This window comes from Amycolatopsis sp. NPDC024027 (genome assembly GCF_040638975.1).
In the GTDB taxonomy this organism is placed as follows: Bacteria; Actinomycetota; Actinomycetes; order Mycobacteriales; family Pseudonocardiaceae; genus Amycolatopsis.
In genome coordinates this window covers 26090-39273 of the sequence record NZ_JBEZYY010000021.1, presented here as the reverse complement: position 1 = coordinate 39273, position 13184 = coordinate 26090, and the positions used below count along the sequence as shown (strand labels likewise).

The following is a 13184-nucleotide window of genomic DNA, read 5'->3' as shown; positions in this document are numbered from 1 at the left end:
CTCCCCGCCCCCTTTCTACTCCGCTCACACACCGTGGTATGACCGCTGACCAGGCGATTTCCAGAACGCGGTGTGGTTACGACGAACCGGTAGCCCACCGTGTACTGGGGGGCGAGCTGCCTCTCCTGATCCACATCCACATGGAGGAAAGAATGATGTCTTTTCGACGGTTGCTCACATTTGTGCTCGCTGCAGTCCTCGCCATCCTCGCGCCGGTCAGCGCCGCACAAGCCGCCTCCGCCCCGGCACCCGGCGCGCCGAGGGCAGGTTTCACGGCGGCCTCGTATTGCCCGGAAAGGGGGGAGCAAGTCAAGACATCAACCGATGCCACGGTCTACCTGGTCGGCCCGGACTACTACCTCTATGCGATTCCGGGTGACGTTTACTTCAGACTGTGGGACCGCTGGCAGCCGATCAGCATCAATGACCATCTGTTCATCGACTGCTACTTCGATGCCTTGTTGCTCGCCAACAGCCACCTGGCGAAGACGGCCAACGACGCTACGGTCTGGATCTATGACAGGGACTCTGGCGGGTATCGGGGGATCACCGGCTACGCCTTCGATAAGTACCACTTCTCGTGGTCGAAGATCAGGGTGCAGTCCTCGGTCGAACCCAAATCACCGTGGCTCTGGGACAACTGAAGCACCGACCAGGCGGTTGTCCGCAGCACCAACGAGGTAGGCAGCAGCACTGACGGGCGGCAGACCCTCCTCGCCGTTGATCGCGGCGAGGAGCCGCACGTCAGCATCCCAACATCAATTTTCCCCGCACGGAATCTCACGAGAATGTCGTTGACGACATTTGCACGACACGACCGCTGAGATTTCGACACAAATCGTGAGATCCTACACCGAATGTAGGGTCTCGCCGCTCATGACATGTCGATCTCGTGTGACCTGAGGATCTCCTCGTGTCTCATTGTGATGTCACCATGATCAGTCTCAGTTCCCGTGGAACTTCCTCGGATTGTTGTTCACGGGCAGCCACAACGCGGGCAGTGAGCGGCATGCTGGGCCTACCTCGCTCAGGAGTCCTGACTCCAGGATCGACCTCAGCAGGCGCCGTGACTCCTCCCGGACGGAGCGCAACGTGAACTCCCGGCCCAGCTGGGGCTCTCCCAAGGCTGAAGACGGTCCAGGCACGGTCACCCACTTCGACACGAGCTTGTCGACGATGTACGCGTTCACCACTGCCAGGCTGCCCGGTGACCAGGTCCACGCCTGGCGGACCAGCCCGGCCAAGTAGTCCCGGTCGCTCCAGTTGTCGGCCAGCACGACGACCTGATCGGACCGCTTGGTGGCGAAAGCCTGCTCCAGCTCGAACCGCAGACCGAGTGACCCTGGGGTAAGTCCAGACAGGTCGATGACCACCAGGTCGGCCATCACGATTAGCCTGTACGCCGCCTGCTGCCAGAACGCGTCCCCGCAGACGAACTCACGGACCTGCTGATCGGCCGGCTGCTGCATGACAGCACCCTCGACTCCGAGGACCGCCTCGCCTGCCTGCTGCTGCTCCTCTATGCGCAGAGCCCGTCGACGATCAGCCTGCTCACCACCGACCAAATCCTGATCACCGAAGACGATGTCCGCATCAGTAATGGTCGAGGGCCTGCTGGTGGTCGCCGGTGCGGTGGGCGATGAACCCGAGGCTGTCCAGGGTGTCGGCCTCACCAACGGGGTCGTGGTGGTGCCGGAACAGCGCCAGCCGCTCCGGACGCCGCGCGTTGCCCTCGTTCTCCCAGCGCCGGGCCAGCCGCCCGCGGGGCGAGTTTGGGTCGCTGAACTGGACCTGCACCGCCGCCCCACTGTCCACCAACGGCTTCACCGCACCAGTGAGCACCTCCTCCGGAGCGCGGGACGCGTCGACACCGGACACCGCAGGACGCCGCGGCGCTCTCGAACTCTTCGGACGGCACCGCGTGCCCCCTCTCAGTTGAGGATGTCGACCGTGCGCACGGCCTGCGCGCAGGCGGCGGCGACCCGGTCCCGCAGCGGGGCCGTCGCGTACTGGCAGCCGACGTGGACGCGGATCCGGCCCTTCGCCACGACGTACCAGTCGACCTGGATATCGGGGCGGTCCGGCTTGACCTGGTGATAGAAGATCACCGTCCGGCCCGCGTACGAGGCGCTCGGGTTGTACGCACTGTACTGCTGCTGCGTGTCGTTCTCCGCGCCCTTCCGGAGCTCGTCCGCGAGCTTCTGCGGGTCCGCCGTCGCGTCGTAGTCCATGACGTATTCCTGCGCGACCAGGAGGTCGTTGCCGTCGCGGGACTCCTGCGGGTGGATGACGACCTGCCGCTGGGCGACCCGGTCGTCGGTCTGGACCCAGTCTTCCGGCGCGACGAACTTGAAGTCGTACTGCGAGAGCGTCCAGCCGGGTTCGGCCTGGGTGCCGGAGTCGCGGAACACGAAGATCCCGGCGACGACGAGCGCGGCCACGACGACCACCGCGACACCGGCCACGCCCCACAGCCGGCGCCGGTTGCCGGTCTTCCATGGAAGGTCGCGGACCAATGGCGCAGCGTCAATGGGGCCTGGCGCTTCATGTCCAGGCCCCGAAGCCGGTCGGGGTCCGGGGCCACTGGTCGCGATCGATTCGCTGGCCCCGTCGGCGATCAACGACCCTTTGGCGACGCGACCTGCCAGGGGCGCGGCTTCCAAAGTCACCTGGTGATCGGGGCATTCTGGTACTGGTTCGCTGCGGTGGCGATACCAGACGTAGTTGCCGTCGATCGGGCACTGGTGGCGGACGGGGGCGTCGGCGCTTAGCGACGTCCGAGCGTCTGGCGGCCGCAATTTGAGGTCGGCGAGCAGCTCCGCCAGCCATGTGTCGAGGTGGGCGTCGGACACCAGCACGTCGCGGAGGCGGGCGACGGGTGTCGGGTGTGCGGTGAGCAACTCGCGGAGGATCCTGTCGAGGTCTGCACGCTCGGGAGCCAGCTGCGCTAGCTCCGGACGCACGGCTCGGGCCGCTTCCGTGACACCGTCGTGGTGTTTCGTGGCGAACACATACGCTGCCGGGTCGGCGACGAGCAGGTCGGTCCCGGCGAGCCCATTGGCCAGGAGCGCGGCAATTACCCGGATGTCCCCGGCAGCGAGGTCGGCCACGCGCTCGGGCCGGACTGTGGCGTGCACCCAGGGCAATGTCCATCGCTCGTAATCTTCAGCGTTTCCGTGCAGCGGCAGCACCAACAGCTGGGCTCGGCCATAGGGCAGCAGGTCCCGGCTCGCGCTCGCCGCGTGCATAGCCGCGGCCGTCGTACCGCGGCAGTCGAGCACTACGGCGTCGGGCAGATGCGCCACCGCGATCGCCCGGCTCGGGTCGCCCGGCCGCCCGCCCTTGATGACCACAACGTCATAGACTGCTTGCCAACGTTCGGCACATTCCTCAAGGAAATCGGCGACTCCGTCGGTGTAGGCGTGAGCCCAGTCTTCCCGGTTCGCGGGTAGCCGATCGGCCGTTCCCCCGACGATGACGTCAACCGAATCAGATCCTCGAAGGCTTAGGGTGCGCACGGCGTCGAGCGGATCGAGCCGATCGGCAATGAGGTCGGCAACGCCGCCCGCCTTGTCGGACGTGTTCCAGTCGACGTACAGGACCCGGTAGCGCCACCGGGCCAACTGCACCGCGACCTTGTAAGCCAGACGGCCAAACGGACGGTTCGGCTCTTCGGTGGTGAACGTGAAGATCATGGCTGATACACCGGGAATGCGATTGGAGTCCGCGGCGGAACGAGTGGGACGTCGCAGGCCGGCCAGTCCGGCCGCCACGGCGGTACCCGGGCGAGCTGCACGGCCAGCTCGATCGCGATCGCGCACGTCTCGTCGTACAGATCCGCTTGCCGGTGCGATCCCTCGAAGGACGGGAAGGGGTTGGACACCTTGTGGACCGACCGGCCCTGGCGCTTCCTGGCCCATTCGGGGAAAGTATCGCCGTCGGAGTAGACAATCGGATACACCAACTGTGTCAGTCCGCCGAAGGCGCGTTCGCGGGCGAGCATTGTCTCCAGCTCGGCCAGGCACCACCGCGAGGCGAAGTAGGGCGGCGACCAGATGGCCACGAGCATCTTGCTGCGTGCGAGAGCCTGGACCATGGTCGGCCAATGGACGCCTGTCTCGGCGCTCGTGTCGAGAAACACCGCGGTCTGGCCGATCTGATCCGCCAAGCAGTCCTCGAGCATCCGGTGGAAGTGCTGCTGCACCCACCGGGCCGCGTTACCCGGTCCGGACCGGCGATAGCTGACGAAAACGTCGTACTGGTAGCCGTCCAGCAGCGGTGCAAGCCCCGGCTGACCGTTCGGATCAGACACGCCTGGAGAGTCGCGAAGTATCGATCGTCCGTCGGTGTCGTGGTCGAGCATCTCCAGGCCGAGCTCGCGCAGCTCGGCGCCGATCTCGGTCAGCGGGACGTCGGGGCGGGTGGCGGCGTGGCGGGCGGTGATCGACAAAGCCAGCGGATAGCCCCCGCACAGCGCGACCAGCTCGTCGACGGCGCCGGGTTCGGCGGCGACGCGGTCCGCGCCGAGGCGTGCGGCGAGCAAGGCGCGGGCCTCGTCATGGGTCAGGACGTCGAGTTGCAGGTGACGGGCACCGTGCCGGTCGATCAACGAGGCGAGCCTGGTGCGGCAGGTGACCAGCACAGTGCAGGACGGGCTGCCAGGCAGAAGGGGGACGACCTGCTCGGCGGTCGCGGCGTTGTCCAGCACGATGAGCATCCGCCGGTCGGCGACCAGGCTCCGGTACAGCGCGGCCTGCGCGTCCAAGTCGGTCGGGATCCGGTCGGGATCGACTCCCAGGGCGTCGAGGAACCCACGCACCGCCACCGCCGCGGCCATCGGCTGTTGCGTGGGGCTGAACCCGTGCAGGTCCACGAACAGCTGCCCGTCAGGGAACCCCTCGGTGTGCCGGTGCGCCCATGCCAGGGCCAGCCAGGTCTTGCCGATCCCGCCCGCTCCGCCGATCGCGGAGATCACCACTGTGGTACCGGCTCCTGTTTCCGAACCGGTGCTGGCTGGCTGCGGCCCCTCAGCCAGCTCGGCGGTCAGAGCCTGGTCCAGGCGGGCCAGTTCGGTGTCGCGGCCGGTGAACCACCGCGGTGGCGCGGGCAACTGCCGGGGCACCGGCTGCTTCGCGTTCGTCGCCGCCCCCGTCATCGCTGCTGAGGACGGGGCGAGTGCGGGGTCGGCATCAAGGATGCGCTGATGCAGGTCCTGCAGTGCGGTGCCGGGCTCGGTGCCCAGTTGCTCGATCAGCCGGGCACGCAGTTGCCGGTAGTGGATCAGCGCGTCGGAGGTGCGTCCGGCGCGGTGCAGGGCAAGCATGAACTGAGCAGCGACGCGTTCGTCCACGTCTTCCTGTTCCGCCAGCGCGAACAGTTCGGGCAGCACCTCGGTGTGCCGGCCGCAACGCAACGCGACGTCGACACGGTCGAGCCGGGCGGCGAGGTGTTCCCGCTCGAGGCCAGTGCGCAGAACAGTCAGCCACGGGGTGTCCAACCCGGCGAACGGTTCACCCCGCCACAGCCCCGTCGCCTCCTCCAGTAGCGCCAGCGCCCGCGCGTCGTCTGCGCTGCGGGCCTGCTGCACGAGCCGGCGGAACCGGTGCAGGTCTACCGCCTCCGGATCCACCTCCAGCATGTACCCGCCGCGCCGCCGCACGACCGCGATGTCGCCAGTCGGCGTCAGCACCTGTCGTAGCCGCGACACGTAGTTGCTGGCCACCTGACGTGCCTTGTAGGGCAACCGATCCGCCCACACGCGCTCCAGCAGCTGCTCCATCGTGACGATCCGGTTCGCCTCCACCACCAGGACCGCCAGCACGCACCGTTGCCGTGCGTGACCAACCTCCACCAACCGGCCATCGACCCGCAGCTCGACCTGTTCGAGCACACGCAGTTCTGTCGCCACGATGCCCACCTCCCCAGCCCCTGTACTACTCCGCCCGGACACCGGCTTACAACCGCTGACCAGGCGATTGCCAAAGCGTGGTGAGGTCACGGCGAATCGGGAGTCCACGGTGTTCATCACGTCCGTATCAGTCGACGAGACCAACAGCGAAGGAGAAGTCATGGTTCGAACGGCACAATGTGCGGTGGTGTTCTGTGCGGCGCTCGCCACCGTTGGGGCTGCCTTGACCGCTCCGGTACAGGCCGCAGGCGCAGATTCCGCGGCCCATACCAGTGACGTGACGACGCTGTCGAAGACCTGTCGCACTGTGAAGGACATCAGCCCGTGGACCTACATCAGCGGGAGTTGCAAGCGCAGCGCGCTGCTCCCGAAAGAGTTCTACAGTGCCTGGCTGACGTGCGTGGATGTCCGCATCAACTGGCAGTATCCCGTGTTCGGAACCCAATACATGGCACCGTGGGGTTTCTACGGTTCCACCTCCACCGCGCGATGCGACCCAGGTGACTACGCGATCGCCGGAGGCGTTTCATAGTTTCGACGTTGACCGGTCGGCTGCTGGGGAACGGCTCGGAGTTCGTTCGCCGTAAGCGGTCCGGTTGATCCGTAGATGGCGTCCAGCTCAAAGATCAGCGCGGCGGTTCAAGAGCGCGTGCTGTCCCAGCCGTCCCCAACACGGCCGCGCTGGTGGCGTAGTGCCGAGCCGCGTACCAAGACTGTCTCCAGGTGCCAGGTGCACATTCGGAAGGAAGGGGAATCGGCGTGAAAGAGAACGCCACTCGAACGGGCAAGAAGATCACGATGATCAGCATTCCGTTTGTCGTCGCACTTGCATTGCTGCTCGGACTGGGACAGCCCGCGGGAGCGGCTACGACGGCCACGGTGACGCAGTCCGTGTCGACGGCGCAAACGCATGAATGGGAGTACGACGGCCCGTTCCCCGACCCGTGGTCCTGCAAGGGGTGGGGGAACTTTGGGCTCGACCAGGGCTGGTGGTCGAGCTGGATGTGCGTGAAATCGGGCCTCACCGGGCCGTGGATCCTATGGGTGAAGCCCTACCACTGATTGCTTCAGCAGTGAAACAAGGGAGGAAACATGATGCGAAGAATTGTCATCGCCGCAGCCTTCGCGCTGTCGCTTCTGGTGATGCCCGCCACCGGTGCTCATGCGAGTGCCGCGCCTGGCGGCGGGCATGCCACGCCGTCTGCGGCATCGGCGGCGTCCGTGGAGTTTGGCGGTGAGCTCTGGGAGTACTCGCACACCTTCGAATTCCTCAGCACCTGCAAGTTCACTGGCAGGATCGGCGTCATCACCAAGGAGTGGCTGGACTACAAGTGCAAGTGGGACGACTACCGTGACGGGTACTCGTTGTGGGTTCGTGTGTTCTGACCGGGCCTGAAGGCCTTGTCGCGGCTGCTTTCACTCTGCTGGGGCCGACCGGGCAGCCGGTCGGCCCCAGCGCGGCGCGACCGGGTGGTCGCGAACTTCGGGCCGGACCCACGGCCACTAGGATTCCCTTCCTTCCCCACGGATCGGCAAGCTGCGCGTGGTACCTGGCCGTGCCAGGCGGCACGGTGTGGGTGAATGCGGGAGACGTCGGCAAGGTGACCAGGTCGACCAGGGTGCTGCGGGGCCTCCGCTGACAGCTGGACAAGTGCCGGGCAACGCACCTGAGATCACGTCGCCGAGACTGAAGGGGGACAGGCCCGTCAGGTCGGGGACCGCGGGTCAGCGGCACGATCCGGACGAACAGCACGCCGTGCAGGCTGTCGGGGACGCTGTGCCGCGACGACACCACGCCCGCCGCGGAGGTCAGCGGCGGGTCGGTCACCAGGCTGGAGTCGGCCTTGCCCCCGGTTCCGAGCCTTAAGGGCGTTACATGCGCGACGGATGTGTCGCCCTGCATAGCGGCGGCCACTTCTCAGCCGGCCAGGGCAGCTCGACGCGCGGAGACTCGTTCCAGAGCTCGTACCGCCATCGCTCGATGATCGACGGCGCGTCGCGGACTCCCGCTCGAACGGCCCATCAGGCGTCGAAGAACGATCAATCCCAGTTCATGGCACTAGTGCCATTTCAGTGCCAAGATCCTTGGGAAAGTGTCATCGACTTTAGGACCTGTAGGGCCTCACCGCGCGTGACATGTTGATCTTCTGTGACCTGCTTGTTTCGAGTTGTCTCACTCCGATGTCACTCAAGATCGGTCTCAGTTTCGTGGCATTTCTTCAGCGGCAGCGTGCGTGACGGCGGCGTTGATCGGGCAACGCGGACACCGGTCCAACGCCACCGCGAACGCACTCCTCGCAGCCGAAGAGTGCGTTGGGAGGCGTGTAGTGGGCGTGGTCGATGTGACCCTGGGTGAACGGCCTCAGCCTGGCTCGACGCCAGCGACCCGCTGCACGAACAAGCACTCCTCGACCCTGACGCCAGCGTCCGCCATGACGTCGGTGCTGCAGTCAACGACCAGACGATTCCCCTAGCGCAGTACTGGTCATGCCCGCAGTGCGCGGGCCTGAACAAGATGTCGACGCGTTGCGGTCCCAGGTGCAAGCGATACGGCCCGTTTCCACCTCGGATACGGCCCTCCTCGCGGGGGCATGGTCGTTTATCACGCTGTTCCAACAAGATCGGCGCGCTCGGGATGGACGCAGCGCCCTCCGCGTAGTTGAGGGGTCATCTGCGTGCCCACGGCGATCGACTCTGCAGCTGCTATCGGCGGTTATTGATAGATGTTGGCGGTCGGCGCTCGGTGGCTTAGATCCGATCTAGAAGAGCGCGACTTTGTGGCTACTTGAGAGTGCGTTCGGCCTGCACTTGATCTCACATCGATATGAGCTGCATTAGGTTCACCAGGTGACTTTGCATGACCACATCACCTGGTCGGGGCGTGGTGCGACGCACTAGCCGGTGACCTCATCGCGGTCCACGTGTTCCGGTGCCGTAGGTTCGCGGTATGACGGAGTCACGCGGTGCGCCGCGGCGGCGGCGCCCTCTAACAGTAGCCGCCGTACCTGTTAGGCGGCCGACGCTCGTAAGTCTTCGACATAAGCAACGGTCCCAGCCGCCTGGTCGTAGATCGACGCGACGCCAACGTGCAGCGTACAAGATCAAGAAATGGGCGCGGTGGAAGGGTTGGGCGAAGATACCCGTCACAGTCGGGGTCCTGTCGCTGCTGGCAACCCTCTACTTCACCAGCCAGACGCTGGTCGCCACGCAGAGACAGTCTGGTGCCACCGAAAACCAAGTACGCATTGCAGAGCAGGGCCAATACACGGACCGGTTCGGTAAAGCCGTTGAGCAGCTTGGACAACCCGGCGCGGAGAAGGTCGATGTCCGCCTCGGTGGGATCTATGCCCTGCAACACCTTGTTCGAAACACCAGCGATTACCAGCCTACCGTGATAAAACTTCTTACCGCGTTCATTCGTACACACGCGCCAGCGGAGCAATCCTGTCCCCGAGACAAGGGCAGTAAGCTGCCTGAAGATATCCAAGCCGCCCTGTCCGTGGTGGCGCAACGCGACCCACAGTGGGACGGCCCAGGACGTCTTGACCTCACTCACACCTGCCTCACTGGTGCCCGACTCTTTCATGCCAACCTTCGTGGTGCGGACCTCAGCTACGCAGTCTTATTTCATGCCGACCTCAACGGTGCAGAACTCTCCGATTCAACAGTTTTCCATTCGGACCTGCGTGAGGCGTCCGTCGACTATACGCGCTTGTTCGGTGTCGACCTTCACAGCACTGATGTCCGCGGCGTGGACCTCAGCAAGGTTGTCGGACTCAAATAATTCTCCCCGTAGCCCACACAACCGCGACCAGAGGCACATCGCAGACCTTGTTGCCGAGGCAACCCAGGGATAGCGCGACAGATCGACCAGTCGCAGCACTGATATCGAGATAGACGGTGCGGACAGCCGGATCTCACATGCGCTTCATAAATGAATTCAACATGAAGTCAGCCGACTTGAAAATGAAGTCAAGGGTGAGACCCTACAGACGTCTGTAGGTTCTCGCCCCCCGATGGCATGTCGATCTTCTGTGAGTTGCGGGTTCTCGGTTGCCTCACCGCGATGTCACCATGATCGGTCTCATGCGCTTGACATTTCCTTTCTGCAAGCCGAAACCGACTTTCCATACCTGCGGGTAAATGGCGATGTGGTGTCTGTCAGCAGTCGGAGTGCAGTCTGCCGCTTCGGGGAAGTCGAGGAACAGGGGTCGACTGAGCGTCCCTACGGCGTTGCGGGCAGATCGCGGAGGAATTCTTCGACGGTGCTCGTCTGGTGATTTTTCAGCACGGCGTAGATGCTCAATGCTTGGGTCGCGTGATTCTGGCTCGTCGCGAGGTCGCCAAGCGCGCGGTGGATCCGCGCCATGCCGAAGTACGCGTGCGCTTGTTCGAGGGGGAAGCTGATTTCGCAGGCAATCCGGAGCGCTTGCCGGAACCGCTCGAGACCGTGGTGCGGGTCAGATTCTGCCGCAGCCATCTTGTTCAGAATCTCCGCTTCGAGGCCACGGTCTCTGAAGACGTGGGCCAGCTCCAGTGCGCCGGTATAGCTGTCGTGGGCTTCGTCATGGTTGCCTTGTGCCCAGTACAGGTCGCCGAGACAGTTAAATGCGTAGCCGCTCAGTCCCCAGTAGTGCAGTTCCTCTGCGATGGCGATGCTGCGGCGAAGGTGATCGATCGCCTCGTCGTAGTGGCCGAGTTTGCGGTAGCACTCACCCAGGTTGTTGAGCGCGATGCCATGGGTGGACCGGGCGTCGATGAGGCGGCTTGCGGCGAGAGCGCGGGTGAAGTGCTCGAATGCCGTGTCGTGGTCACCGCGGTTGTCGTGGACGAATCCGAGGTTGGTGTTGGCCGCGTACTCCACGAGCGGGTCGGCGGGGGAATGCTCGAGCGCGTGGCGGAGGTCGCTGAGCGCTTCGTCGGGCCGGCCGAGACGGATGAGGTCGAAGCCGCGGTTGCACAGCGCGTGAGCGTGGTCGATGTGGTGGGTGGCCGTGGCGTCGCAGGCCGCGGTATGCAGCGTCAAGCCGTCCTGGTAGTGGCTGCCATGGTCGAGGTACCGGAACAGGGTCGGGGATAGGTGGATGACCACGTCTGCCCGGCCGTGGTCGACCGCGTACAGTGCGGTCGCGACGAGGTTCTCGCGTTCTGCGTCGAGCCAGGCGAAGGCGGCGTGAACGTCGGGCAACGTCACCGTTGGCCCGACGGGAGCAGGGATCGGTGGCCGCCGGTGACGCTCGTCCGGGGAAAGCATGTCCGCGGCGACGGAAGCCACATGGCAGTAGTGGCCGAACAGGCGGGCCAGCACGTCCCGCCTGGTGGGCTCCGTGTCGTGGCTGTGCGCGAGTCCGGTGGCGTAGAGGCGGGTGAGGTCGTGCATGCGGTACCGGCCTGGACGGTACTGCTCGACCAGACTGGCCATTTCGAGGCCGCTCAGGGCGGTCTGGGCCGCGGCGCGAGCCAGGCCGGTCAGCGCTGCGGCAGCCGTCAGCGCGATATCCGGTCCGGGTGCGAGGCCGAGCAACCGGAATGCCGCCGCGGCCTGCGCGTCGAGCACGCGATAGGAGGCGGACAACACCGTCCGGAGGTTCCACGGCAGCTCACCGGTGTCGAGCGCGTCCAGCCGTTCAGCGGGGACGCGCAGTTCGGCGGAGAACCCGGCGAGCGGGAAGCCCGGGCGGGTCGCGGCTCGGCCGGCGACGATACCCAAGGCCAGGGGCAGGCCCGCGCAGTGGTCCAGCAGCTCCTGCGTGGCGTCCGGGTCGGCGTCGATCCGGGCCGCTCCGAGGTGACGGACAAGGATCTCGCGTGCCTCCGGGGCGGCGAGGACGTCCAGCGGCAGCGGTCGCACGCCGTGCGTGGCCAGCAGGGCGCTCAGCCGGTGCCGGCTAGTGATCAGCACCGTGCAGGATGATCCACCGGGCAACAGCGAAGTGACCTGAGCGGTGTCGCGGGCATTGTCCAGCACGATCAGCAGCCGCCGGTCGGCGACGAGACTCCGGTACAGCGCGGCCCGGGCGTCTGGATCCGCGGGGATCGCGGCAGGTGGCAAGCCGAGGGCGGTCAGGAACCCATGCAGGGCCGCCTCGGCCGCCACGCATTCCGCCGCAGGGTCGAAGCCGCGGAGATTCACGAACAGCTGCCCGTCCGGGAACTCAGCGAGGTGCCCATAAGCCCACCACAGGGCCAGCCAAGTCTTCCCAACCCCACCGCCACCGGACAACACCCACACCATCGCCGCGGATCCCGGTTCCCGGGGCCGGCCGGCCATCCCACCGAGCGCGGCGAGTTCGCGGACACGGCCGACAAAAGCGGCGGGGGCAGCGGGCAGCTGCCGGGGCAGTACCCGAGGGGACACCGGCGCTGCTTCCTCGAGGGTGTCGATGTCGGGCGCCGCGGACAGCATCCGCAGCTGCAGCCGCTGCAGGGCGGCACCGGGGTCGGCGCCGAGCTCGTCGGCCAGCCGCAGCCGGACCCGCCGGTAATGCGCCAAGGCCTCGGCCTGACGGCCGCTGCGGTAGAGCGCGAGCATCAGCTGTCCGGCCGCTCGTTCGTCCAGGGGGTACCGGTCGGCCTGCGCGGCCAGAGCCGGGAGCAGAGCGGCGTGCTGCCCGAGACGCAGCGCGAGGTCATGCCGATCCAGCTCGGCGGCTCGGCGCAGCTGCCGCAACCGGTCCCGGAGGGCACACATCCAGGGCGTGTCCACGACCGCCACCGGCTCACCGCGCCACCCATCGAGAGCGGCGGTGAACAGGTCCAAACCCCGATCGGCCTCATCGCAGCCCCGTGCCAGGGCGACGGCGTGCTCGAACCGGAACAGGTCCACCGTCATCGGATCCGCGGTCACCACATATCCGCTGGGCTGCCTGCCGATGGCCACATCGCCGGCCGCCGCCAGGACGCCGCGCAGGCGTGACACGTACCCGTAGAGCGCCTCGCGGGGATGACGAGGCAGGCGCTCACCCCACACGCGTTTGGCGAGCTCGTCGATGGACACCGGGCGGTTGAGGTCGACCAGCAACGCCACCAGCACCGCCCGCTGCCGGGCGAACCCAGCAGCCACCGGCTGCCCGTCGACGAGCACCTCGAGACCGGTCAGCAGACGAAACTCCATCGTCATGGCGCCCCTCCGCGCACTCGTCAGATGGCTTGACCCTGCGACTTCAAGGTTTCTCACCAGACTCCCACACAGACCCGTACGTGACCATCGGTGACCACGACGAGAGGGGGAACCCCGATGATCGGGCTGCTGGACATCGAAGCCGCCCACCGGCTC

General features: G+C 66.0%; 10 protein-coding genes. 5 read left to right on the top strand and 5 right to left on the bottom strand.

The features are described 5' to 3' along the window. Positions 1-38: 38 nt before the first annotated feature. Positions 39-644, top strand: a complete 606-nt coding sequence (locus AB0F52_RS38555) for a hypothetical protein (protein WP_360181797.1) — start codon at positions 39-41, stop codon at positions 642-644. 300 nt (positions 645-944) lie between these two features. On the opposite strand, the gene AB0F52_RS38550 is transcribed toward AB0F52_RS38555, so the two are convergent. From AB0F52_RS38550 to AB0F52_RS38535, 4 genes are all read right to left on the bottom strand, one after another. Then, on the bottom strand, positions 945-1469 hold the full coding sequence (locus AB0F52_RS38550; protein WP_360181794.1) for a hypothetical protein: 525 nt from the start codon (positions 1467-1469) through the stop codon (positions 945-947). A gap of 124 nt (positions 1470-1593) precedes the next feature. Further along, positions 1594-1827 carry a hypothetical protein gene (locus AB0F52_RS38545; RefSeq protein ID WP_360181791.1) on the bottom strand — a complete coding sequence of 78 codons (234 nt, stop codon included), beginning with the start codon at positions 1825-1827 and terminating at the stop codon, positions 1594-1596. Between the two features lie 104 nt (positions 1828-1931). Next, positions 1932-3695, bottom strand: coding sequence for a type VII secretion-associated protein (locus tag AB0F52_RS38540; protein WP_360181788.1), 1764 nt, complete (start codon positions 3693-3695; stop codon positions 1932-1934). Further along, positions 3692-5908 (bottom strand): BTAD domain-containing putative transcriptional regulator, encoded by a 2217-nt coding sequence (locus AB0F52_RS38535; RefSeq protein WP_360181785.1) that lies wholly within the window; start codon positions 5906-5908, stop codon positions 3692-3694. The genes AB0F52_RS38540 and AB0F52_RS38535 overlap by 4 nt, the downstream gene beginning before the upstream one ends. Positions 5909-6017: 109 nt before the next feature. Here AB0F52_RS38535 and AB0F52_RS38530 point away from each other — a divergent pair, with 109 nt between their 5' ends. From AB0F52_RS38530 to AB0F52_RS38515, 4 genes are all read left to right on the top strand, one after another. After that, positions 6018-6440, top strand: a complete 423-nt coding sequence (locus AB0F52_RS38530) for a hypothetical protein (protein WP_360181782.1) — start codon at positions 6018-6020, stop codon at positions 6438-6440. Between the two features lie 227 nt (positions 6441-6667). Continuing rightward, positions 6668-6970: a hypothetical protein gene (locus tag AB0F52_RS38525; RefSeq protein WP_360181779.1), complete on the top strand. Its 303-nt coding sequence runs from the start codon at positions 6668-6670 to the stop codon at positions 6968-6970. A 30-nt stretch (positions 6971-7000) separates the two neighbouring features. Further along, a complete protein-coding gene (locus AB0F52_RS38520; RefSeq protein ID WP_360181777.1) occupies positions 7001-7294 on the top strand; it encodes a hypothetical protein in 294 nt (97 codons plus the stop codon). Positions 7295-8855: 1561 nt separating this feature from the next. Continuing rightward, positions 8856-9692 carry a pentapeptide repeat-containing protein gene (locus tag AB0F52_RS38515; protein ID WP_360181774.1) on the top strand — a complete coding sequence of 279 codons (837 nt, stop codon included), beginning with the start codon at positions 8856-8858 and terminating at the stop codon, positions 9690-9692. A gap of 441 nt (positions 9693-10133) precedes the next feature. Here AB0F52_RS38515 and AB0F52_RS38510 read toward each other — a convergent pair whose 3' ends face one another. Beyond that, positions 10134-13028 (bottom strand): BTAD domain-containing putative transcriptional regulator, encoded by a 2895-nt coding sequence (locus AB0F52_RS38510; RefSeq protein ID WP_360181771.1) that lies wholly within the window; start codon positions 13026-13028, stop codon positions 10134-10136. Between the last annotated feature and the right edge of the window lie 156 nt (positions 13029-13184).

Bases quoted from the DNA above. Each gene is read 5' to 3' on its own strand.
- AB0F52_RS38555 (WP_360181797.1), top strand. From the start codon at position 39: ATGACCGCTGACCAGGCGATTTCCAGAACGCGGTGTGGTTACGACGAA.
- AB0F52_RS38550 (WP_360181794.1), bottom strand. From the start codon at position 1,469: ATGCAGCAGCCGGCCGATCAGCAGGTCCGTGAGTTCGTCTGCGGGGAC.
- AB0F52_RS38540 (WP_360181788.1), bottom strand. From the start codon at position 3,695: ATGATCTTCACGTTCACCACCGAAGAGCCGAACCGTCCGTTTGGCCGT.
- AB0F52_RS38520 (WP_360181777.1), top strand. From the start codon at position 7,001: ATGATGCGAAGAATTGTCATCGCCGCAGCCTTCGCGCTGTCGCTTCTG.
- AB0F52_RS38515 (WP_360181774.1), top strand. From the start codon at position 8,856: ATGACGGAGTCACGCGGTGCGCCGCGGCGGCGGCGCCCTCTAACAGTA.
- AB0F52_RS38510 (WP_360181771.1), bottom strand. From the start codon at position 13,028: ATGACGATGGAGTTTCGTCTGCTGACCGGTCTCGAGGTGCTCGTCGAC.